The following is a 20,881-nucleotide window of genomic DNA, read 5'->3' on the forward strand; positions in this document are numbered from 1 at the left end:
TGTCGGGTATCGGATAGAGTGTTTCGATGGACACCATCGACCTCAATCTTCTGCCAGCACTGGATGCGCTTCTGACTGAAGGCAGTGTAACGGCGGCAGCGCGGCGGCTGGGCCTCAGTTCATCCGCCATGAGCCGGACGCTTGCCCGATTGCGTGCCGCGACCGGCGATCCTCTGCTCGTGAGGGCAGGTCGCGGGCTGGTGCCAACGCCACGCGCCATCGCGCTGCGTGATCGCGTTCATGTGCTGGCGCGCGATGTGCGTGCCGTTCTGAGCCCGCAGGACGGCAGCCTCGATCTGGCCACGCTGGAGCGGACCTTCACGATCCGGGCCAATGAAGGTTTCATCGCCTTGTTTTCCGCTTCCTTAGTCGCCGCGGTGGTTGCGACCGCTCCCCATGCGCGCCTTCGCTTTGCGCCGAAGCCGGTTAAAGAGGCGGGACCGCTCCGGGACGGAACGATCGACCTGGAGATCGGAGTGCTGGGCGACTTTGCGCCCGAGGTTAGAACGCATCTTCTCTTTCGCGACCGCTTTGTCGGCGTTGTCCGACAGGGGCATACGCTGCTCTCAACACGGGTGACGCCTGAGCGGTATGCCGCCGCCCGGCATGTCGTCGTGTCCCGGCGCGGGCAATTCACCGGGCCGGTCGATGACGCTCTTGAGACGCTCGGCCTTACCCGCGAGATCGTGGCCGTGGTGCCAGGCTTTCCCGATGCCTTGCGGATTGCGCGCCAGTCCGATCTCGTCGCGCTGGTCACGCAATCCTGCCTGTCCGATCCATGGTTCGAAGAGGGGTTGGTAAGCTTCCCGCTACCAGTGGAAACGCCGGAGATCGCCGTCGTGGCGCTTTGGCATCCCCGCATGGAAGCCGATCCCGCGCATCGCTGGCTGCGCGAGACGGTCATTGCCGTATGCCGGTCCTCCGCGCCGTTGTCGAAACCGGAGGGCAATGGCCGCTAGAGCGCCGTGCCTCCTATTGCACGTACAAGGGATGCTTTATCGTCTTTAATCCAGGCATCGCGCATTCCGAAAATCGATTCCGATTTTTGGGCCGATGCTGCCGGCAAAATCTGGGAAGCCACGTCCGCCACAACAAAAGCGACAGGAAGTTCAAATGATCGTCCAAGCCTGCATCAACGGAGCCCGTCCCGCCGGTTACCATCCGAATTTGCCCCTGACGGTCGACGCCATGGTCCGCGATGGTGTTGCCTCGATCGAGGCGGGTGCGGCCGAACTGCACATTCACCCGCGCGATGATGCAGGCCGGGAGAGCCTTGCGGCCGTCGATGACACGATCCACGCCATGCGCCGCGCCTGCCCAGGCACGCTGATCGGCGTTTCCACGGGCGCATGGATCGAAGCAGATGCGGCAACCACGCGGGCACGCATCGCGGCCTGGCGTGAGCGGCCCGATTATGCCTCGGTCAATCTCTGCGAACCGGATGCTCCCGCGGTGATGGCGCTTCTTGACAGGATCGGGGTCGGCATCGAAGCCGGTCTGGCGACGATCGCCGACGCGGAGCGGCTTCGATGCCGGATTGTCCGCCCCCGTTCCGGGTGCTGATCGAAATCGAAGAACAGAATATCAACAAAGCCGACGAGATCGCCGATGGCATCGCGCAGGTGCTGGCCGACGCCGGGCTGTCCCGGCCGATCCTGCTGCACGGCTTCGATGCGACCGTCTGGCATTTCGTGCGACGCGCGCGCGAGCGGCGCTGGTCGACGCGGGTCGGATTGGAAGACGGCCTGTCAAAGCCGGATGGGACCCTGTCCAGCGGGAATGCCGAGCTGGTCGCCGCGGCTGTGGCAATATTCGCGCCAAACCGATGGGTCAGCTGATCCTTCACGCCGTGCCTCGTTGCGCGTGGCCGAGGCTACATCTACTCCCGAGAGCGCCGATGCTGGTGCTCGCCCTCGCTACAGCGTGAGCATCCTTCTCATGATGACCCGGCGCGGCGCGCCATCAACTCGCTGGCACGGTTTGCCAGGCTTTGGCGGCCACCGGCGTTTTCGGCATTGGCGATGAGGGCGGGAATGGTGGAGCTTTCGCCTTCCTGCGCGGCAGTGAGCGCGATCATGCGTGCGGCAATCTGGCTGATCTCGTTGCGGATCGCCTCATCATGGGTGTCGCCCTTGATGTTCAACAGCCGCTCCGTCAGCGCCGTGCTCTGATTGCGGATATCCTCGATTTCGCGCGACAGCCGTTCCGGCGTTTCCGCAGAGGTTTCAGACTGAATGAGCGGAAGAGGGGCGGTGCTCAGCGCGTCCTTGCTTGCATCATTGCCGCTCATGCGCTCTTTCAGGCGGGCGATTTCCTGGGCGCGACGCTCCAGCAGCATTTCGCTATCGGCATTGCGCGCCATTTCCTTGGCAAGCTGATCTTCAAGCCGCGCGATCTTGCGGCTCTCGCGGTTCATATGCTGGGCCGTTTCCCGGGCCTTGGCAGCGGCGTCTTCCAGCTGGCGGGTGATATCCTCACGCTCCTTGCGCCAGGAGGTTGCCTTGCTCTTGCCCTGCTCCACTTCCAGATCGCGGGCCGACAGCGCGATCTTGAGATCGTCCAGCTCGCGGGAAATGGCGCTGACGCGCTTGGTGAGATTGGAGATTTCCTGGGTGCGGGCAATCGCCGTTTCTTCGGCATCGTTGAGCTTGGTCGTCAGCCGGGCGACGGCGTCCTCATGACGGCGGGCCTTGGCGCGCAGGTCGCCCGCCTCCAGCGTCATCTGCTCGAGCTGCAGTTTCAGTTCGCGGGTCTCGGCGAGAAGCCGTCCGGCATCGCCCTGGGCCGCCTCATTCTTGAACTTCAGCGCCAGAGCCTTTTCCCGCTCGGAATCCAGTTCCTGACGGGTGCGGGCATTTTCCGCGGCATAGAGCGCACGCGCCATATCCTTTTGCGCACGCACCTCCTGCGGGCTCATCGGCATCGTCGCACGCAGTCGCTTTTCGGTATAGGAAACGATGCGCCGGTGGATCGCAGGGGCAATCAATGAAACCAGCAAAATTGCGCAGAGGAAACCAAGGCCGAAAATAAGGGCGTACTCAATCACGCGTGGTCGTCTCCACAGGAAGCGCCATGGGTCGATGACCCAAAATGGCAGCTCATTTCATCGTCGCGGCGAAGACTGTCATGGCAATCTTGCGCCAGGCGGTCATCGCCTTACACGCTAAAGCGCCGTGTGTCCTATTGGACGCACAAAGGACGCTTTACCTTTTTGAAGCTACGCATCGTGCTTTCCGAAAATCGATTCCGATTTTCGGGCCGATGCTGTAGTCGCGTTAGAGGACTTTACTGCAAAAGTGAGCGGCTGACGAATCAGAAAGGATTCCAGGTCGGCTGCGGGGTGAGCTTCAGATAGCCGACATTGATGCCAAGACGCGCGCCGATGCCGGTGCGGATCGGGGCGATGGTGACGTCGCTGTTCTTCAAAACCGTCATGCCAACGCCGGCGACGATGAAGGCCGAGCCGCTGACGCCGCCATAACGACGATAGAGCGCGTTGACGGAAGGAAGGTTGTAGACGAGCATCATGGCGCGCGTGCCCTGGCCGCCGTAATCGAGACCGAGCGAGGGGCCCTGCCAGAAGACCGGATGCTGGCCGGCATTCTTCGTATAAAGCGTACCTTCGCCATAGGTGAGGCCTGCGACAAAGGCGCCGGAGCCTTCCTGGCCGAGAATGTAGCCGTTCGGCAGACCATATTGCTGGAATGCGCGTTCCACGACCTTTGCAAGGCCGCCCGTCGTCTCGCCGAAGAAGCCGTGACCGGCATCGACAATTTCCTGGATTGTGTATTGATCGCTGCTTTGTGCCGATGCCTGCGCAGCCGACAAAGACAGGCTCGCGAGCATCACGAAAATCTTTACCAGTCCGAGGCGTGCGATGGTGCGGAGTTGGTTAAGTCGCATCGTCAGTTCCGTCCGTCTGTTTGTTACCATTGCCGTGTTAAGACATTTGGCATTTTGAGACCATGATATTAACAATCGGTTTACCAAATATGGTGTCATTATGGCTTAGAGCGTTTCCTTGCTAAATGGAATCGGTCCGGCGAAGCACGTTTTCGACAGGACATATTGTATTTAACAAGGAAAAGCTCATGAGAGCGCCTCGCGTCCTTTCGGACGCCCGTGGGGCGCTCCAACAGTTTGAGGTGACGCGTCGTGCTTTTCCGAAAGTCGGTTCCGATTTCCGGGCCAATGCTGAAGCAATTTTTATAGGGTCCGCGCTCCATCCGCGCAGGAGAAAATCTATGACATCAAAATTCAATATCTCGCTCTCCGGCCCGGATCTGGCGGCACTTCTGTGCAGCCGTGTGTGCCACGACGTCATTTCGCCGGTCGGAGCCATCAATAATGGTCTTGAACTTCTCGACGAAGGCGGCACCGATGCCGATGCGCTGGACCTGATCCGCACCTCGGCGCTGAATGCCTCCGTAAGGCTGAAGTTTGCACGTCTTGCCTTCGGTGCTTCCGGCTCGGCCGGCGCGTCGATCGACACGGGCGAAGCGGAAAAGGCCGCCAAGGATTTTGCCGCTGCGGAAAAGAAGGTGGAAGTCACCTGGTCCGGTCCGCGCGCCATCGTCGCCAAGAACCGCGTCAAGCTGCTGCTGAACCTCTTCCTCGTTGCCTATGGCGCGATCCCGCGCGGCGGCAATGCGGATATCGTCCTGGAAAACCCCGAAGGCGATGCCCGCTTCGAAATCACCGTCAAGGGCCGCATGATGCGCGTGCCCGCCAAATTTGCAGCCCTAGCCGAAGGCACGGAAGAAGAGGCGATCGACGCCCATTCCGTCCAGCCTTACTACACGCTGCTGCTGGCGGAAGAAGCTGGCATGAAGATTGAGTACAAGATTCATGAGGACCGCGTGGTCTTCACGGCCTCCATGGCCGGGGCTGCCGAAGCGGCCTGATTCTGATGTGGGCTGCCGTGAGGTGGCCCATTTTTTTCATGCCGAGTGAGATGTGGGGGTGGCTTCAAAGCTGTTGCCCCCATCACTGATATTGCGATTCGCTTGGCTAGGTCTTCAAAAGACGCTTCACCATCACCTCGTTGGCGTAGGACTGCTCGCCGATCCGAAACGTAGTCTGGCCGTCGCGCGTAAAACCGAGACGTTGATAGAAGGCGATGGCGTCCTGATTCTCGCTGTTGACCGCGAGCCACACGCCGTCACGTCCGCGTTCCGCGCTTAGCATGAAAGCTTCATCGAGAAGCCGTTTGCCGATGCCTTTTCCCTTGTGTCGCGGCTGAACATAGAGCGTTGCGACTTCTGTTTCCGGGCCATTCTCGATAGGGGCGGGGCTTTCGAGCGTGACGCGCACGAAGCCGTCTATGCCGTTGCTATTGTCGGAGACGAGAACGATCTCGTTTTTATCATCGATGAAGGCTTCGAATATCTGCGTGGTGAAGGTCGAGAGGGCGTAATCGGCAAAGAATTTCGACACGCCGTTCCTGAGATAGGTGCCGATCCAGACTTCGATGGAGAGTGCCGCAAGGCTTGATGCGTCGTCTTTTGAGGCTTTGCGAATCGCCATGGCACGCTCTTTCCAATTGTCTCGCGGTCTCGCAAAAAACAAAACCCGCCGTTTGCACGGCGGGTTTGTCATGACAATCATGCTTGGGAGGCATGTTCAGGAGATAATCAGGCGGTCTCGAGATATTCGGTGTTGCTGTCCGGCTCGCGCAGCACGTAGCCGCGGCCCCAGACGGTTTCGATGTAGTTCGCGCCGCCTGCTGCGTTTGCGAGCTTCTTGCGCAGCTTGCAGATGAACACGTCGATAATCTTCAGTTCAGGCTCGTCCATACCGCCGTAAAGGTGGTTGAGGAACATTTCCTTGGTGAGCGTGGTACCCTTGCGGAGCGACAGAAGCTCCAGCATCTGGTATTCCTTGCCCGTCAGGTGAACGCGCTGGCCGCCGACTTCAACAGTCTTGGCATCCAGGTTGACGATCAGTTCGCCGGTGGCGATGACCGACTGGGCGTGACCCTTGGAGCGGCGCACAATGGCGTGAATGCGGGCAACCAGCTCGTCCTTGTGGAACGGCTTGGTCATGTAATCGTCGGCGCCGAAGCCGAGACCGCGCACCTTGTCTTCGATACCAGCCATGCCCGACAGAATGAGGATCGGTGTCTTGACCTTCGAGAGACGGAGCGTTCTCAAGACCTCGTAACCGGACATATCCGGGAGGTTGAGATCGAGAAGGATAATATCGTAATCGTAGAGCTTTCCAAGGTCCACGCCTTCCTCACCGAGGTCGGTCGTATAGACGTTGAAACTTTCTGACTTCAACATCAGCTCAATGCTCTGAGCCGTTGCGCTGTCGTCTTCAATAAGTAGAACCCGCATAATTATCCCCTTTGCCGCCCGCGGTTGGTAAATCAATGCCTTTGCGCGATGCGGATCCAGACGTTGCCTGATTTGCAGGCTGCCACCAAATGGTTAACAAATTCTTCTCTCCTTTGGCAAGGTATGCAGAATTTATTAAATAATTCGGGCACTCTGCTGTTTTTCAACGTGAATCCCTCATCGCCAAACATGAACCAATAGATGAGGAAAACCCCCTAAGTGATTCAATCGACTCTTGCATTGTCGTGCCCAGTGGTTTTTTGGGCTTGGCATTTACCGACCCTTAAATGATCTCCCTTATCATTAACGATGCCCGTAAATGAAAAGTTAACAGCGCAGTTTTTTTATTAATGGCGGGTAACTTTTAAGAATCATTCCGGCACAGCCGGAGTGGCGGGTTGGTTCCTGTTTGAACCGGGGTCTCGCTATCCACGGAGTATTGAGTATGAAGTCGCGTGACAGCCTAGTTCGCCTGAAGGAATTTCAGGTCAACGAAAAACGTCGTCAGTTGCAGCAGCTGCAGTCGATGATGTCCGAATTCGAACGGATGGCCAAGGAGTTGGTCCATCAGATCTCGCTGGAAGAAAGCAAGTCCGGGATCACCGATCCCAGCCACTTCGCCTATCCGACATTTGCCAAAGCTGCGCGCCAACGTGCCGACAACCTTCAGGTCTCCATTCGCGAGCTGAAGATGCAGCAGGAAGCCGCGGAAGCCTCTCTGGAAGAAGTGCAGGCCGAGTATGACAAGGCCGCAGCACTGGAAAACCGCGATACGGCGGTGCGCGCCCGCGCCTGACGCTTTTGCGTTAACGCAGGTGCTTTGATCCTGACGTCATTGACGGCGGCCAGCTGATCAGGAGGCTGCTTTCAATGACGCTGTGTCATTTTTGTAGATGACGGTCCGCCTGGCGAAAGCCGGGCGGATTTTTTTATGGGTTAGTGACCGATCAGATTGAGGGCAGGGGAGAAATCCCCACCACTTGCGACTAAGACAGGGCTAAGCCCGAAAACAAAAAAGCGCCACGCCGTCCCGGATGAGCGGGATGGGGTGACGCCGTATCTGGCAAGGCTGGACGCAACCAATGCGCCCAAGCCTAAACTCTTAGTGGCGGTATTGCTGAATGCGCGTGGTGCGCAGGCCGGCGAGGCCATGATCTGCAATCGACGACTGCCAGGACAGGAATTCTTCCACTGTCAGCGTATAGCGCTCACAGGCTTCCTCCAGGCTGAGAAGACCCCCGCGCACGGCGGCGACGACTTCGGCCTTTCGGCGGATAACCCAGCGACGGGTGTCGGCTGGTGGCAGATCGGCAATCGTCAAGGGGCTGCCATCGGGGCCGATGACATATTTAACTCGCGGGCGTATCATTTCGGTCATTGGACACTCTACACAAACTCAAGACCATATGCTGGGCACTTTAGGGGCGTACCTTTAAAAAATACCTAAGCGTGCAGAGATAATTTATTAACAATTTGAATGATTTCGCTGCGTTTGTTCGTGCTTCGCGGCACATACGCGCAAAATGAGCGCTTTACCGCTCACGGAATTGTCAAAAATTTTTTCGCCAGAAACGGAATCTGGGAGAGGTTGCAAGGGTCGCGCGGATGGGCGGCTGAGGCTTCTACGGGTCACGTTGCAGGCCCGCACGCAGCTCTTCACATGGCTGTAGATTGCACCTTTGGGGCGCCAAGTCGCTCGGGAAGGAGAGACTCCTGCGACCATACGGGAGGCTCTTATCGCGGGGGAGCGCCCCAGGCGATGAAGTCGGGATTGGCCAGCATGTCGTCATTGCTCTGGTCGATTTCGTAGCGCAGCGGCAGGCCCGCCATATCGAGCGTGATGCCACCGGCAGCCCTGAGCACCGCGTCCCCTGCGGCGGTGTCCCACATCATGGTGCGGCTGAAGCGCGGGTAAACGTCGGCGGCCCCTTCCGCGAGCATGCAGAACTTCAGCGACGAGCCAATAGAGATACTGTCGATCAGGCCGTTTTCGGCAACGAAGGCTTCGGTCTTCGGCGTGCAATGGGAGCGGCTGATGACGGCGACCGGCATGGGCGGTTTGGCACGGCAGCGAATGGAGTGGTTCGACACCGGCTCGAATTCACCTGAGATGAAGAGCTTGCGCGCCGTCTCCTTTTCGCCAGTCCATGCCACGCCAAGGGCCGGCGCATAGACGACGCCGAGCACCGGAGTCCCGTTGCGGATCAGCGCGATATTGACGGTAAAATCCTGCTTGTCGGAAATGAATTCCTTGGTTCCGTCCAGGGGATCGACGAGGAAAAAGTCGCTTTTAATTTCTGGGATATGGCCGCTGGCGGCAGCTTCTTCGGCGACGACGGGAATGTCGGGATAGTGGCGTGCAAGAGAGGAGAGGATGATGTCTTCAGCGCGTTGATCTGCCTCTGTCACGGGAGAACAGTCATTCTTATAGGTGACCTGCGGACCTGCGGCATGAACCGCCATGATTTCCCTACCAGCGCTCAAAGCCGCGGCGATCAGACTTTCCAGCATTTCCATTCCTTCAGAACCCGCAAGCCCACAGCCCTTCTGCTGCAAGGCTTTCTGTCATCACGAGAAGCGATCCGGTGAAGGTTGGTTACGCCTGAAGAGAGCGATGGTCAAATATATCTATTTATACACAAAGTGGTTGTCTTCCGCGCTTAAAATTTCGGGCATTGTTGCCGCTTTCATCATCTTTTTGATGCCGATTGCAGCAATCCGTGGGTCAACATTAAATTTTGTGCATATTTCCACCTTTTTAGCTTCACATTTTTAACGAACGCGATATGGGTTTGGGTCAAGAGGGACCAAAACAGCAATGAGAGCCCTCAGGAAGCAACATAAACGAGGTGCGTTCCAACTTGAGGACGTGCCCGGGGGAAAAATATGGAGTATTTTATCCAGCAGCTCATCAACGGGCTGACTCTTGGATCGATCTACGGCCTCATCGCTATTGGCTATACGATGGTCTACGGTATTATCGGCATGATCAACTTCGCTCACGGCGATATTTTCATGCTTGGCGGCTTTGCCGCGCTGATCGTCTTTCTCATTCTCACATCCTTCATCGCAGGCATTCCGGTCGCCATTCTTCTGTTGGTGATGATGGTCGTTGCCATGCTGGTGACGGGCCTGTGGAACTGGGCAATCGAGCGCGTCGCATATCGTCCGCTGCGCGGCTCGTTCCGCCTTGCGCCGCTTATCACGGCAATCGGCATGTCGATCGTGCTGTCGAACTTCATCCAGGTGACGCAGGGTCCGCGCAACAAGCCGATCCCGCCCATGGTCACCGAGACGTATCATTTCGGCGCAATCACCATTTCGCTGAAGCAGCTTCTCATCGTGGCCATCACCTCGGTGCTGCTGTTTGCCTTCTGGTACATCGTCAACAAGACGCCGCTTGGCCGTGCACAGCGCGCCACCGAGCAGGATCGCAAGATGGCGGCGCTGCTTGGCGTCGACGTCGACCGGACGATTTCGGTGACCTTCGTCATGGGTGCAGCGCTCGCCGCCGTCGCCGGTACGATGTATCTGATGTATTACGGCGTGGCCTCGTTCAATGACGGCTTCATCCCCGGCGTGAAAGCTTTCACGGCTGCGGTTCTGGGCGGTATTGGCTCGCTTCCGGGTGCCGTTCTCGGCGGTCTTCTGATCGGCCTTATCGAGTCGCTCTGGTCGGCCTATTTCTCCATCGCCTACAAGGACGTGGCCGCCTTCGGTATCCTGGCTTTCGTGCTGATATTCAAACCGACTGGCATTCTGGGCCGTCCGGAAGTCGAGAAGGTTTAAGCACATGGCAAACATTCCTTCTGACAACACCGCCGAGCAGGACGTCATGGCAAGAGCGGTGAAGGAAGCCATTATTGCTGGCTTCGTTTCCCTCGGCATGTTCCTGCTCTATGTGGGCATCGTCACCTATCAGGATATCAACAACCAGCTGGTCTGGGGCACACGTTGGGGTCTCCTGGCGATCTTCGTCGCCGTTGCCGCCATCGGTCGCTTCGTCGTGGTCGGCGTCATCGAGCCGCATCTCGACCGCCGCAAGCTCGCCAAATCCAAGGCTGGCATTCTGGAAATCTCCGAGGAAAAGAACTTTTTCCACAAGCATTTCCTGAAAATCGCGCTGGTGTTCCTGCTGCTCTATCCGATGGTCGCCGTCTATTTCCGAGGCGCTCAGGGGTCGCTGATCTTCGTCGACAATTTTGGTATCCAGATCCTCATCTATGTGATGCTCGCCTGGGGTCTGAACATCGTCGTCGGTCTGGCGGGTCTGCTCGATCTCGGTTATGTCGCCTTCTATGCCGTCGGCGCCTATTCCTACGCGCTGTTGTCCAGCTATTTCGGCCTGTCCTTCTGGGTGCTTCTGCCGCTTGCCGGGATTCTTGCCGCCTTCTGGGGAATCATTCTCGGCTTCCCGGTGCTGCGTCTGCGCGGCGACTATCTCGCCATCGTCACACTTGCCTTTGGTGAGATCATCCGGCTTGTTCTGTTGAACTGGACGGATGTGACCCGAGGCACATTCGGTATTTCCGGAATTGCCAAGGCTTCGGTCTTTGGTATCTGGTCTTTCGATGTTGGTGCGCCGAACAACTTCGCCAAGGCTTTCGGCCTGCCGATGTCGTCGGGTTACTACAAGATCTTCCTCTTCTACGTGATCCTGCTTCTGTGCATGCTGACGGCCTATGTCACCATCAAGCTGCGCCGCATGCCGATCGGTCGTGCCTGGGAAGCGCTGCGTGAAGATGAGATCGCCTGCCGTTCGCTCGGCATCGATACGGTCAAGACCAAGCTCACCGCCTTTGCAACAGGTGCGATGTTTGGTGGCTTTGCGGGGTCCTTCTTTGCCGCACGTCAGGGCTTCGTCTCTCCGGAGAGCTTTGTCTTCCTTGAATCGGCCGTCATCCTCGCCATCGTCGTTCTTGGTGGCATGGGCTCGCTGACCGGTATTGCGATTGCTGCCGTCGTCATGGTTGGCGGTACGGAACTGCTGCGTGAAATGGAATTCCTCAAGCACGTCTTCGGTCCGGACTTCACGCCAGAGCTTTACCGCATGCTGCTCTTCGGCCTTGCCATGGTTATCGTCATGCTGTTCAAGCCCCGCGGTTTTGTCGGCTCGCGTGAACCCACGGCCTTCCTGAAGAAACGCAAGTCTGTCTCCGGCAGCTTCACCAAGGAAGGTCACGGCTGATGGCTTCCGGAAACACTGCGATGAACAAGAATACCATCCTGAAGGTCGAACATCTGTCGATGCGCTTTGGCGGGTTGATGGCGATCAACGACCTTTCCTTCGATGTGAAGCGCGGCGATATCACCGCGCTGATCGGTCCGAACGGGGCCGGCAAGACCACCGTGTTCAACTGCATCACCGGCTTCTACAAGCCGACGATGGGCATGATCACCATGGTGCGCAGCAATGGCGAGGAGCATCTGCTCGAGCGTCTGCCGGACTTCGAAGTGACCAAGAAGGCCAAGGTTGCCCGTACCTTCCAGAATATCCGCCTGTTTTCAGGCCTCACGGTTCTGGAAAACCTGCTGGTTGCGCAACACAACAGGCTGATGAAGGCCTCCGGCTACACCATCCTCGGCCTGCTCGGGCTTCCGGCCTATACGCATGCGGCCGAAGCATCGGTCGAAAAGGCCAAATACTGGCTGGAGAAGGCCGATCTCATTGATCGTGCCGACGATCCGGCGGGCGATCTTTCCTACGGCGCGCAGCGCCGTCTGGAAATTGCGCGCGCCATGTGCACCGAGCCTGAGCTTCTGTGCCTCGACGAACCGGCCGCCGGTCTCAACCCGAAGGAGTCGCTTGCGCTCAACGCCCTCCTGCGCGGCATTCGCGACGAGGGAACCTCGCTGCTTCTGATCGAACATGACATGTCGGTCGTCATGGAAATCTCCGACCACGTCGTGGTGCTCGAATATGGGCAGAAGATTTCTGACGGTACGCCCGATCATGTGAAGAACGATCCCAAGGTCATTGCCGCCTATCTTGGTGTCGAGGACGATGAAGTGGAAGAAGTGATTGCAGAAGAACTTGACGGGAGAGCAGTCTGATGTCTGACACTCTCCTGAAAATTCAAGGCGTTGAAACCTATTACGGCAATATCCGCGCTCTGGCTGGCGTGGATGTGGAAGTGAAAAAGGGTGAGATCGTCTCCTTGATCGGCGCCAACGGTGCCGGCAAGTCGACCCTGATGATGACGATCTGCGGCGCGCCTCAGGCACGCAATGGCGAAGTCATTTTCGACGGCGAGGATATCACCCGCCTGCCGACGCATATGATTGCCCGCAAGCGCATCGCCCAGTCGCCTGAAGGCCGCCGAATTTTTCCGCGCATGTCGGTGCTGGAAAATCTGCAGATGGGCGCCAATCTCGACAACCTCAAATACTTCAAGGAAGATGTCGAGAAGGTCTTCACCATGTTCCCGCGCTTGAAGGAGCGCCAGAGCCAGCGTGGCGGCACGCTTTCGGGTGGCGAGCAGCAGATGCTCTCCATCGGTCGTGCGCTGATGTCGCGTCCGAAACTTCTGCTCCTCGACGAGCCGTCTCTCGGCCTGGCTCCTTTGATCGTCAAAGGCATTTTCGAGGCGATCAAGAAGCTCAACCAGGAAGAGGGGCTGACTGTCTTCCTCGTGGAGCAGAACGCTTTCGCGGCCCTGAAGCTTTCCGACCGCGCCTATGTGATGGTCAATGGCAAGGTGACGATGAGCGGTTCTGGCAAGGAGCTTCTCGCCAATCCGGAAGTGCGTGCAGCCTATCTCGAAGGCGGCCGCCACTGACGATGAGAGGGTGCGGGGGTCGTCGATCCCCGTCCTTTGACAAGGCGCAAAAGTTTTTATGATTTTGTGCCGCTGCCCATGAAAAAATGCTTGCTTTCGAAGGCGTTGGGCGCAAATCTGCTGAGAGCCTGTCAGACTGCATAGCCGGTTTGGCGGATCAAAAACAAACAATAAAGCTTGCCGGAAAACGGTCAAGCGAAACAGAAAACAGGATCGTTTGCTTCTCGTGGCGGCGGTGCTGATTGGGGAAAAGATGCAGGGCCTTTTTTTCGAAACCGATAGTGGCGTTCGCTATATCTTGCGTGGCCTCGTCGTTCTTCTCGGCTTCTGGACTGCCTGGCGTACAGGCAAGTCCGTTGCCGATGGCTGGGGTCAATATCCGCAGGTGGTGATTTACGCTCTGCTTCTGGGCTGCGTCATGCGCTTTTTACATTACGCGCTCTTTGCCGGTCCGTTGTTGAACGGCTTCTACTACCTGATCGATGTCGCGGTTCTCCTGGCCTTCGCAACGGCGGGCTTCCGCATCCGTCGGACCAGCCAGATGGTCGATAACTACTACTGGCTATACGACCGGACATCGGCATTTTCCTATAAGAAGAAACATTGACAGACGGGTTTTTCTGAAATCAGAATTCCCTCCTGAGAGGAGCAGCCTGGACAGTTAATTTGGGTGCTGGACAGGTCGAGAAAACCAACCCAATCAAAGGAACTGGGAGTAATATAATGAAGAAGTCTCTTCTTTCCGCAGTTGCGCTGACCGCAATGGTCGCGTTCAGCGGTTCGGCATGGGCCGATGTCCTGATCGGCGTCGGTGGTCCGTTGACTGGCCCTAACGCTGCTTTCGGCGCTCAGCTCCAGAAGGGTGCAGAGCAGGCCGCAGCGGACATCAATGCTGCTGGCGGTATCAACGGCGAGAAGATCAAGATCGTTCTCGGCGACGACGTGTCCGACCCCAAACAGGGCATCTCGGTTGCCAACAAGTTCGCAGCCGATGGCGTGAAGTTCGTCGTCGGCCACTTCAACTCCGGCGTTTCCATTCCGGCATCTGAGGTTTATGCTGAAAACGGCATTCTCGAGGTCACGCCTGCTGCGACCAACCCGGTCTTCACCGAGCGCGGCCTGTGGAACACCTTCCGTACCTGCGGCCGTGACGACCAGCAGGGCGGCATCGCCGGCAAGTACCTCGCGGACCACTTCAAGGATGCCAAGGTCGCCATCATTCATGACAAGACCCCTTATGGTCAGGGCCTTGCCGATGAGACCAAGAAGGCTGCCAACGCCGCTGGCGTGAAGGAAGTCATCTATGAAGGCGTCAATGTCGGCGACAAGGACTTCTCCGCCCTCATCGCCAAGATGAAGGAAGCTGGCGTTTCCGTTGTTTACTGGGGCGGCCTCCACACCGAAGCCGGCCTGATCATCCGTCAGGCAAAGGACCAGGGCCTCAAGGCCACGCTCGTTTCCGGTGACGGTATCGTTTCGAACGAACTGGCTTCGATTGCTGGCGACGCCGTTGAAGGCACGCTGAACACCTTCGGTCCTGATCCGACCCTGCGTCCGGACAACAAGGACCTGGTTGCGAAGTTCAAGGCTGCAGGCTTCAACCCTGAAGCTTACACGCTTTACTCCTACGCCGCCGTTCAGGTGATTGCCGAAGGTGCAAAGGCTGCCGGTTCTCTCGACGCTGAAGCCGTTGCTGCAGCGCTGAAGAAGGGCACCTTCAAGACCGTTCTCGGCGATATCTCCTTCGACGAAAAGGGCGACCCGAAGCTTCCTGGCTACGTCATGTATGAGTGGAAGAAGGGCCCGGACGGCAAGTACAGCTACTTCCAGCAGGGCATGTAATCTGCTTTCTGGATTTGAGATTGATGAAGCCCGGCAGCGATGCCGGGCTTTTTTCGTTCTTTAGCTCCCGGTAGAATCGGGTTCTGGAGGAAAGCTCAGTCTTCTGTTGGGCGTCCGGCGCTCGTTCCCGGCGAAGAAAGGGCGGGGATGGAACTCCCGTTGAGCATGTTTGATCACGATAAATTAGATAAATGTGATGATAGGCGGAACCGGCTGCGACGCGCCACGTTTCCCGCAGCCTCAATTCAGGAGTTCATGAATGAAAAAGCTTGTTGTTTCCGCAGTGCTCGCCGCCGCGTCGTTCTTCTCGGTCACCGCACCATCCTTCGCTGAAACCGTCACCGTAACGACGTCGCAGCGCGTCATGCGTGAGCCGGTCCGTGAAGAATACCGCCCGCGCCATTACCGCCATGCCCCGCGCGATTGCTTCGTCAAGAAGGAACGCATCCGCCGCCACGGTGAGATCATCGTCCGCAAGACGCGCGTTTGCCGCTAATCTCAGCGCTTGGTCTCCCTTCCGATGGTGTCGGAGGGGAGGACAGGTGCGATGCTGTTCTTTGTTGGGTGGGTGTATGTGGCGGACGGAGTTCCGCCTTTTTTGCATTGTGGGGGATGTAAGCCGTGGCTACCCCCCTCTGTCCTGCCGGACATTTTCCCCTCAAGGGGGGAGATCGGCATGAGGCGCCGACGCAGTTTAGCTTCGATGTTCGGGATTTTTGCTTCGTGTCGGTTTATGCGGGCATTTCTTTTTTCATGAGTCTTGAAGCAGTTTCAGCACAAATTCCACGCGCTCATCAACGCCCGTCTTCGGCAGCGTGACGACGTCATATCCCAGATCATCGTAATCGCGGCAGAGCCGCTCATATTCATCTACGGCGTCCCCGAAGCCGTGGCGGCGTTCGTTGTCGGTGGCGTAGATTTCGGGCCACGGCGGTGTCAGGAAGACCCGATTGTCGTAACGAAATTCGCTACGCAGTCTCTCATACCAGCGGTCGTCTCCCAGATGGCGAAGCGCGGAGGCGGCGTCGATCAGGCTGCGGTCAAAGATCGAAATGCCTGATGTGTTGCGGGCGTCTGCGTAGTCCCGTTCCGCCATCGCAAGTGCTTGCTCAAGGAAGGCTTCGAGGTCGAGCCAGGGGAGGGCTGTGCCTCCCGTTTTCAGCTGTTGGTCGACGACGCGTCGGCCGGGTTCTTCCACCGTGGCGAACCCGTGTTTTGAAAGGTTTGAGAGGAGCGTGGATTTGCCGCCGCCGGAGCAGCCGGAGAGGATGACGAGTTTGGCCATGGGTTTATCCTTACAGCATCAGCCCGAAAATCGGCCTCGATTTTCGGAAAGGCGATGGGTCAATTCAAAAAGGTGGAGCGTCCTTTGCGCGCCCTGTAGGACGCACGGCGCCTTGATGGGCGACATGGTGCAGCCTCGTCGTGATCAAGCGGCAAGGGCGCAACGGAGCGTGACGCTGTGGAGCGTGCTAGGGCTCGCAGATCAGAGGTTACTTATCGGGCAGGAAGGCGGCGGAGACGGACGGCCCGCAGTCTCAGCTATCGTGCAGCACATTTGCCGCTTTTACTGCGGCAGAGGCGCGGTTTTCGACGCCGAGTTTGACGTAGATCTGCTCCAGATGCTTGTTCACCGTGCGGGCCGAGAGGCCGAGAATCTCGCCGATGTCACGATTGGATTTGCCCTTGGCGATCCAGACCAGCACTTCCGATTCCCGCGTCGTTAGCGAGAAGCGGTCACGCAGTAAAGCGTCGCCGGATTTGTCGTTGGTGGTGGTAAGGCGGAAGAGATATTCGTCGGCGCCGACGGCACCCAGAAACGTAAATTGCAGCGAAGGCCGATCCGACTGAGTGATCACCAGCGGCGTGTCACGGGAGGCCTGCTTCTCCATCCATTCGCCAATGGTGCGCGACACGATATCGAGACCATCATTGCTGCCGGTTGCGGCGTTGATGAGGCGTGTTGCCTGTGGCGTGGACCAGAGGATCGTGCCATCGGCGCGCACGGCCAGAAGGTGGCGGCCAGCCGCATCCAGCGCCACGCGCGCGCTTTGGGCCGAGCGGGCATTGGAGAGGTGGACCCGAAGCCTGGCGCGCAGCTCGTCGATATTGATCGGCTTGCTCAGATAATCCACGCCGCCGCATTCCAGCGCGCGCACCACATGTTCGGTTTCGGTCAGCCCGGTCATAAAGATCACCGGCACCTGCGCCACCGCAGCATTGGCCTTCAGGCGCAGGCAGGTTTCGAAGCCATCCAGGCCCGGCATGACGGCATCGAGCAGCACGAGATCGGGCGTCACACGCTCGACGATGTTGAGGGCTGCCTGTCCCGAGGTTGCGATCAGCACCGAGAAGCCGGACTGTTCCAGCGCCTCGGTCAAAAAGCCGAGCGCTTCCGGGCTGTCATCGACCAGAAGAACGATATCGCGGGGCTGCAACGATCGGTTCATCCGTGTCCGTCCTTTCTATCGAAAGCCTGGAGATAATCGGCATAGCCGGCGAGGTCGAAAGCGCGCACGAAGCGGCGGGCTTCTTCGGTAAAGGCGAGGTTTTCAGGTTCAGCCGCAAGGCTATCAAGCTTGGCTTCGATACCACGAATATAGCCTATTTCGCCAAGTGCAATCAGATCCTGTAAATGAGCCGGTGCCGGTGCCTGTATTGCGCCGGGCTTTGCTCGACTTTGGGGCAATGAGACTGGGGGTAGGTCGGTATCATAGACCCATTGCAGGCTGAGATGAACGGCCAGCCGGTCGCAGAGCTTGCGGATATCCACGGGCTTTGACAGCGTGTCATTATGGCCATCCGTCCCAGCGCCGATGATCGCTGTATCGCCGATATTGGCAGAGAGCATGAGGATGGGCGCCGTTTGCCCCGCGTCGCGCAGCCTGTCCACCAGTTGCCAGCCGCTCATGCCCGGCATGGAGATGTCGATGAGGAAAGCGTCCGGCTGCATCGCCTCGATCAGCGCCAGGCAGTCCGGCCCGCTTTGCGCCGTCAGCACGACGAAATCGAGCGGCGACAGCACCTCCATCATCAGGTCGCGGTGATCCTCATTGTCATCGACAACGACAATGGTGCGGCGTGGACCGGCATAGGAAACAATCTTCTTTTCCGGTGCGAGTGCCGTACTCGGCCGATCGACGGAGGAGAGCATCAGCCGTACCCGGAAGGTCGAGCCGACATCCTTCTCGCTTTCCACCGAGATCTCGCCGCCGAGCGTGTTGGTGAGAAGCTGCGTGATGGTGAGGCCAAGGCCAAGCCCCGGCATCGGCTTGATGGTTTCGGCTTCGCCACGCTGGAAAGGCTCGTAAATGCGGGCAAGATCCTTTTGCGCAATACCGCGCCCGGTATCGGTGACGGTGAAGGTGGCGACCTGGCTTCGATAGGTGACGTCGAAGCTGACAGTGCCTTCGTCGGTGAACTTGATGGCGTTGGAGAGCAGGTTGACGAGGATCTGGCGTAGGCGTTTCTCGTCGCTGCGCACATATTGCGGCAGGCCTCTTGCGCGCTCATGACGGAAGGTCAGCCCCTTGGCCTGCGCCTGTGGGCGGAACATGTCGATGATCTGGTCGAGAAAATCCTGAATGTTGATTTCGTTGGATTGCACCTGCAGGCGTCCCGCCTCGATCTTGGAGATATCCAAGAGACCGTCGATTAGGCCGGAGAGGTGATCGGCGGAGCGGCGGATGACCTTGATGGCGGACTGGCGCGGCGCGGGGATGGTTTCGTCCCGTTCGAGGATTTGAGCGTAGCCGAGCACGGCGTTGAGCGGCGTGCGCAATTCGTGGCTGAGCCCCACCACATAGCGGCTCTTGGCGCGGTTGGCGGCTTCGGCGGTTTCCTTGGCGTTTTGCAACGCGGCATCGGTCTTCTGGTGGGCGGCGATTTCCTTGAGCAGCAGCGTGTTCTGGCGCGAGGATTCCTCCTCCGCCACGACACGGCTGTCATGGGCGAGCACCAGGAACCAGCAGACGATGCCGGCAATGACGGCAAAGACGAAGAAGACGATGAGGATGGTGCGGTTGACGACATCCGCCGTCGCCGGCGTGCCGGTGCCGACCTGATGGGCGATCAGCCCCAGAATGCCGCCAATGGCGGCCACGGCAAGTATCGAGAAGATGGCATAGCGGCCAAGCCGGGTCGACAGCTTGGCGACGAGTCGTTCCGGCAGGAAGGTCTTTGCCACCTGGGCCGTCTGATAATTCAGTCGCGCCTTCGGCTTGCACATATCGTGGCAGCGGCTGTCCAGCGAGCAGCAGAGCGAACAGATCGGACCGGCATAGGCGGGGCACCAGGCCATGTCTTCCGGCTCGAAAGGATGCTCACAGATGGAGCAGGTGATGCTGGAAAGCTCCTTCCACTTCTGGCGCGGCTTGCGGGCCAGGTAGAATTTTCCCTTCGTGCCCCAGGCGATCAGCGGCGAGGCGATGAAGGCGACGATGAGGGTGATATAGGGCGCCAGCGATGCGGCAAGCGTGCCGAACAGACCGAAATGGGCGCTGAGTGCAATCGTTGCGGAGAGCGCCATGGCTCCGACGCCGACGGGGTTGATGTCGTAAAGATGGGCGCGCTTGAACTCGATGCCGGGTGGGGCAAGACCGAGCGGCTTGTTGATGAAGAGATCGGCGGAGATGGTGCAAAGCCACGCCATGGCGACGATGGAAAAGATGCCGAGCGTTTCTTCCAGCAGCCGATAGATGCCAAGCTCCATCAGAAGAAGCGCAATCGCCACGTTGAAGACCAACCAGACGACGCGGCCCGGATGGCTGTGGGTGAGCCGCGAGAAGAAGTTCGACCATGCGAGCGAGCCCGCATAGGCATTCATCACATTGATCTTCAACTGCGACACGACGACGAAGGCCACCATCAGGATCAGCGCGGCATTGTGGTTCGGGATCATGTAGCCAAAGGCAGTCAGATACATCTGCGATGGGTCGGCGGCACGATCCACCGGTACGCCGGAGGACAGCGTCAGCACCACCAGGAAGGAGCCCGCCAGAAGCTTGGGAACGCCCACCAGAACCCAGCCGGCGCCGGCGAGGAAAACGCCGAACTTGTGGCGCCACTTGCTCTGACCTTCGGCGGGCAGGAAGCGCAGAAAGTCCACCTGTTCGCCGATCTGTGACATCAGCGCCAGGATGACGGCGGAGGCGGCACCGAATTCGATGAGGTTGAAAGAGGCGATTTCACCGGGCACGGCGGAGGCATGATGAATGCCGGAAAAGGCGAGCCAGAGATCGAACTTCTGCCAGTCCATCAGGGCGATGAAGATAAAGGGCAGGACGTTGAGGACGATCCAAAAGGGCTGCGTCAGGATCTGGAATTTGCTGATGAGGCGCACGCCATGGGTGACGAGTGGAATGACCATGACAGACGAGATGATGTAGCCGATCCACAGCGGAATGCCGAGCGCCAGTTCCAGCGCGCCGGACATGATCGACGCCTCGATAGCAAAGAGCATGAAGGTGAAGGCGGCGTAGATCAGCGAGGTAATGGTCGAGCCGATATAGCCGAAGCTTGCACCGCGCGTCAGAAGGTCGATATCGACGCCATGGCGGATGGCGTAGCGGCTGATCGGCAGGCCGACGAGCAGCATGGCGATCGCAGCAGCAACGATGGCGAAAAAGGCGTTGGTCGTGCCGTAGGAAAGGGTGATGGCGCCGCCGATGGCTTCCAGCGCCAGAAAGGAGATCGCGCCGATCGCGGTGTGAGAAATGCGGCTTGAGGAGAATTGCCGGGCGCTCTTGGCGGTAAATCGCAGCGCGTAATCTTCCAGCGTCTGGTTCGCGACCCAGCGGTTATATTCGCGTCTGACGGGGATGATGCGTTGCCGTGCGGCCATGCCAGTGTTCCACAGCCTCCACTAGAGTTTGGTGTCCGTATCTCTCTCCGGCGTCACGGTCGGGCTTGACCCGACCATCC

At 58.6% G+C, this 20,881-nt stretch carries 19 protein-coding genes and 1 pseudogene; 11 read left to right on the plus strand and 9 right to left on the minus strand.

The window, feature by feature from the left end; all coding sequences use genetic code 11:
• Positions 1-26: 26 nt before the first annotated feature.
• Complete coding sequence (locus ACTJK5_RS01655) at positions 27-959, plus strand: LysR family transcriptional regulator (RefSeq protein ID WP_440611693.1); 933 nt, start codon at positions 27-29, stop codon at positions 957-959.
• A 154-nt stretch (positions 960-1,113) separates the two neighbouring features.
• Positions 1,114-1,838 (plus strand): annotated as a pseudogene (locus tag ACTJK5_RS01660) (3-keto-5-aminohexanoate cleavage protein).
• A gap of 98 nt (positions 1,839-1,936) precedes the next feature.
• On the opposite strand, the gene ACTJK5_RS01665 reads toward ACTJK5_RS01660, so the two are convergent.
• Positions 1,937-3,046, minus strand: a complete 1,110-nt coding sequence (locus ACTJK5_RS01665; protein WP_440611694.1) for a hypothetical protein — start codon at positions 3,044-3,046, stop codon at positions 1,937-1,939.
• 266 nt (positions 3,047-3,312) lie between these two features.
• Positions 3,313-3,909 (minus strand): DUF1134 domain-containing protein, encoded by a 597-nt coding sequence (locus ACTJK5_RS01670; RefSeq protein ID WP_062425158.1) that lies wholly within the window; start codon positions 3,907-3,909, stop codon positions 3,313-3,315.
• A 335-nt stretch (positions 3,910-4,244) separates the two neighbouring features.
• Between ACTJK5_RS01670 and chpT the strand changes: the two genes are divergently transcribed.
• Complete coding sequence (gene chpT, locus ACTJK5_RS01675; RefSeq protein ID WP_062425125.1) at positions 4,245-4,904, plus strand: histidine phosphotransferase ChpT; 660 nt, start codon at positions 4,245-4,247, stop codon at positions 4,902-4,904.
• 106 nt (positions 4,905-5,010) lie between these two features.
• Here the strand turns inward: chpT and ACTJK5_RS01680 are convergent, their stop codons facing one another.
• Positions 5,011-5,526, minus strand: coding sequence for an N-acetyltransferase family protein (locus ACTJK5_RS01680; protein WP_440611695.1), 516 nt, complete (start codon positions 5,524-5,526; stop codon positions 5,011-5,013).
• A gap of 107 nt (positions 5,527-5,633) precedes the next feature.
• Complete coding sequence (gene ctrA, locus ACTJK5_RS01685; RefSeq protein ID WP_062425123.1) at positions 5,634-6,338, minus strand: response regulator transcription factor CtrA; 705 nt, start codon at positions 6,336-6,338, stop codon at positions 5,634-5,636.
• Between the two features lie 445 nt (positions 6,339-6,783).
• Between ctrA and ACTJK5_RS01690 the strand changes: the two genes are divergently transcribed.
• Complete coding sequence (locus ACTJK5_RS01690) at positions 6,784-7,134, plus strand: flagellar export protein FliJ (RefSeq protein WP_113225560.1); 351 nt, start codon at positions 6,784-6,786, stop codon at positions 7,132-7,134.
• 306 nt (positions 7,135-7,440) lie between these two features.
• Here the strand turns inward: ACTJK5_RS01690 and sciP are convergent, their stop codons facing one another.
• Positions 7,441-7,716: a CtrA inhibitor SciP gene (gene sciP, locus ACTJK5_RS01695; RefSeq protein WP_062426213.1), complete on the minus strand. Its 276-nt coding sequence runs from the start codon at positions 7,714-7,716 to the stop codon at positions 7,441-7,443.
• Between the two features lie 356 nt (positions 7,717-8,072).
• A complete protein-coding gene (cysQ, locus tag ACTJK5_RS01700; protein WP_144621378.1) occupies positions 8,073-8,849 on the minus strand; it encodes a 3'(2'),5'-bisphosphate nucleotidase CysQ in 777 nt (258 codons plus the stop codon).
• Positions 8,850-9,224: 375 nt separating this feature from the next.
• Here cysQ and ACTJK5_RS01705 point away from each other — a divergent pair, with 375 nt between their 5' ends.
• The 7 genes from ACTJK5_RS01705 to ACTJK5_RS01735 all read left to right on the plus strand — a co-directional run bounded on the left by ACTJK5_RS01705 (position 9,225) and on the right by ACTJK5_RS01735 (position 15,455).
• On the plus strand, positions 9,225-10,127 hold the full coding sequence (locus ACTJK5_RS01705; RefSeq protein WP_062426214.1) for a branched-chain amino acid ABC transporter permease: 903 nt from the start codon (positions 9,225-9,227) through the stop codon (positions 10,125-10,127).
• Between the two features lie 4 nt (positions 10,128-10,131).
• Positions 10,132-11,526, plus strand: coding sequence for a high-affinity branched-chain amino acid ABC transporter permease LivM (gene livM / locus ACTJK5_RS01710; RefSeq protein ID WP_111850344.1), 1,395 nt, complete (start codon positions 10,132-10,134; stop codon positions 11,524-11,526).
• Complete coding sequence (locus ACTJK5_RS01715) at positions 11,526-12,392, plus strand: ABC transporter ATP-binding protein (protein ID WP_062439932.1); 867 nt, start codon at positions 11,526-11,528, stop codon at positions 12,390-12,392. The genes livM and ACTJK5_RS01715 overlap by 1 nt, the downstream gene beginning before the upstream one ends.
• Positions 12,392-13,117 carry an ABC transporter ATP-binding protein gene (locus ACTJK5_RS01720; RefSeq protein WP_062439933.1) on the plus strand — a complete coding sequence of 242 codons (726 nt, stop codon included), beginning with the start codon at positions 12,392-12,394 and terminating at the stop codon, positions 13,115-13,117. The genes ACTJK5_RS01715 and ACTJK5_RS01720 overlap by 1 nt, the downstream gene beginning before the upstream one ends.
• 253 nt (positions 13,118-13,370) lie before the next feature.
• Positions 13,371-13,724: a DUF6867 family protein gene (locus ACTJK5_RS01725; protein WP_062426612.1), complete on the plus strand. Its 354-nt coding sequence runs from the start codon at positions 13,371-13,373 to the stop codon at positions 13,722-13,724.
• 116 nt (positions 13,725-13,840) lie between these two features.
• Entirely contained in the window at positions 13,841-14,959 is a 1,119-nt protein-coding gene (locus ACTJK5_RS01730) for a branched-chain amino acid ABC transporter substrate-binding protein (protein WP_062426218.1), read from the plus strand.
• 259 nt (positions 14,960-15,218) lie between these two features.
• On the plus strand, positions 15,219-15,455 hold the full coding sequence (locus ACTJK5_RS01735) for a hypothetical protein (RefSeq protein WP_062426219.1): 237 nt from the start codon (positions 15,219-15,221) through the stop codon (positions 15,453-15,455).
• Positions 15,456-15,710: 255 nt separating this feature from the next.
• On the opposite strand, the gene ACTJK5_RS01740 is transcribed toward ACTJK5_RS01735, so the two are convergent.
• From ACTJK5_RS01740 to ACTJK5_RS01750, 3 genes are all read right to left on the minus strand, one after another.
• On the minus strand, positions 15,711-16,244 hold the full coding sequence (locus ACTJK5_RS01740) for an AAA family ATPase (protein WP_440611696.1): 534 nt from the start codon (positions 16,242-16,244) through the stop codon (positions 15,711-15,713).
• Positions 16,245-16,497: 253 nt separating this feature from the next.
• Positions 16,498-17,409: a response regulator transcription factor gene (locus ACTJK5_RS01745; RefSeq protein WP_062426221.1), complete on the minus strand. Its 912-nt coding sequence runs from the start codon at positions 17,407-17,409 to the stop codon at positions 16,498-16,500.
• A complete protein-coding gene (locus ACTJK5_RS01750; RefSeq protein ID WP_440611697.1) occupies positions 17,406-20,801 on the minus strand; it encodes a hybrid sensor histidine kinase/response regulator in 3,396 nt (1,131 codons plus the stop codon). Before ACTJK5_RS01750 ends, ACTJK5_RS01745 begins: the two co-directional genes overlap by 4 nt.
• Positions 20,802-20,881 lie beyond the last annotated feature (80 nt).

This window comes from Agrobacterium sp. 22094, from assembly GCF_052046015.1.
GTDB classification, from domain to species: Bacteria; Pseudomonadota; Alphaproteobacteria; order Rhizobiales; family Rhizobiaceae; genus Agrobacterium; species Agrobacterium cavarae.

Excerpts from the sequence above, each read along its gene's own strand:
- ACTJK5_RS01655 (WP_440611693.1), top strand. The coding sequence starts at position 27 with ATGGACACCATCGACCTCAATCTTCTGCCAGCACTGGATGCGCTTCTG.
- chpT (WP_062425125.1), top strand. The coding sequence starts at position 4,245 with ATGACATCAAAATTCAATATCTCGCTCTCCGGCCCGGATCTGGCGGCA.
- ACTJK5_RS01725 (WP_062426612.1), top strand. The coding sequence starts at position 13,371 with ATGCAGGGCCTTTTTTTCGAAACCGATAGTGGCGTTCGCTATATCTTG.
- cysQ (WP_144621378.1), bottom strand. The coding sequence starts at position 8,849 with ATGCTGGAAAGTCTGATCGCCGCGGCTTTGAGCGCTGGTAGGGAAATC.
- ACTJK5_RS01715 (WP_062439932.1), top strand. The coding sequence starts at position 11,526 with ATGGCTTCCGGAAACACTGCGATGAACAAGAATACCATCCTGAAGGTC.
- livM (WP_111850344.1), top strand. The coding sequence starts at position 10,132 with ATGGCAAACATTCCTTCTGACAACACCGCCGAGCAGGACGTCATGGCA.
- ACTJK5_RS01750 (WP_440611697.1), bottom strand. The coding sequence starts at position 20,801 with ATGGCCGCACGGCAACGCATCATCCCCGTCAGACGCGAATATAACCGC.
- ACTJK5_RS01740 (WP_440611696.1), bottom strand. The coding sequence starts at position 16,244 with ATGGCCAAACTCGTCATCCTCTCCGGCTGCTCCGGCGGCGGCAAATCC.
- ACTJK5_RS01720 (WP_062439933.1), top strand. The coding sequence starts at position 12,392 with ATGTCTGACACTCTCCTGAAAATTCAAGGCGTTGAAACCTATTACGGC.
- ACTJK5_RS01705 (WP_062426214.1), top strand. The coding sequence starts at position 9,225 with ATGGAGTATTTTATCCAGCAGCTCATCAACGGGCTGACTCTTGGATCG.
- ACTJK5_RS01745 (WP_062426221.1), bottom strand. The coding sequence starts at position 17,409 with ATGAACCGATCGTTGCAGCCCCGCGATATCGTTCTTCTGGTCGATGAC.
- ACTJK5_RS01735 (WP_062426219.1), top strand. The coding sequence starts at position 15,219 with ATGAAAAAGCTTGTTGTTTCCGCAGTGCTCGCCGCCGCGTCGTTCTTC.
- ACTJK5_RS01690 (WP_113225560.1), top strand. The coding sequence starts at position 6,784 with ATGAAGTCGCGTGACAGCCTAGTTCGCCTGAAGGAATTTCAGGTCAAC.
- ctrA (WP_062425123.1), bottom strand. The coding sequence starts at position 6,338 with ATGCGGGTTCTACTTATTGAAGACGACAGCGCAACGGCTCAGAGCATT.
- ACTJK5_RS01680 (WP_440611695.1), bottom strand. The coding sequence starts at position 5,526 with ATGGCGATTCGCAAAGCCTCAAAAGACGACGCATCAAGCCTTGCGGCA.
- sciP (WP_062426213.1), bottom strand. The coding sequence starts at position 7,716 with ATGACCGAAATGATACGCCCGCGAGTTAAATATGTCATCGGCCCCGAT.
- ACTJK5_RS01730 (WP_062426218.1), top strand. The coding sequence starts at position 13,841 with ATGAAGAAGTCTCTTCTTTCCGCAGTTGCGCTGACCGCAATGGTCGCG.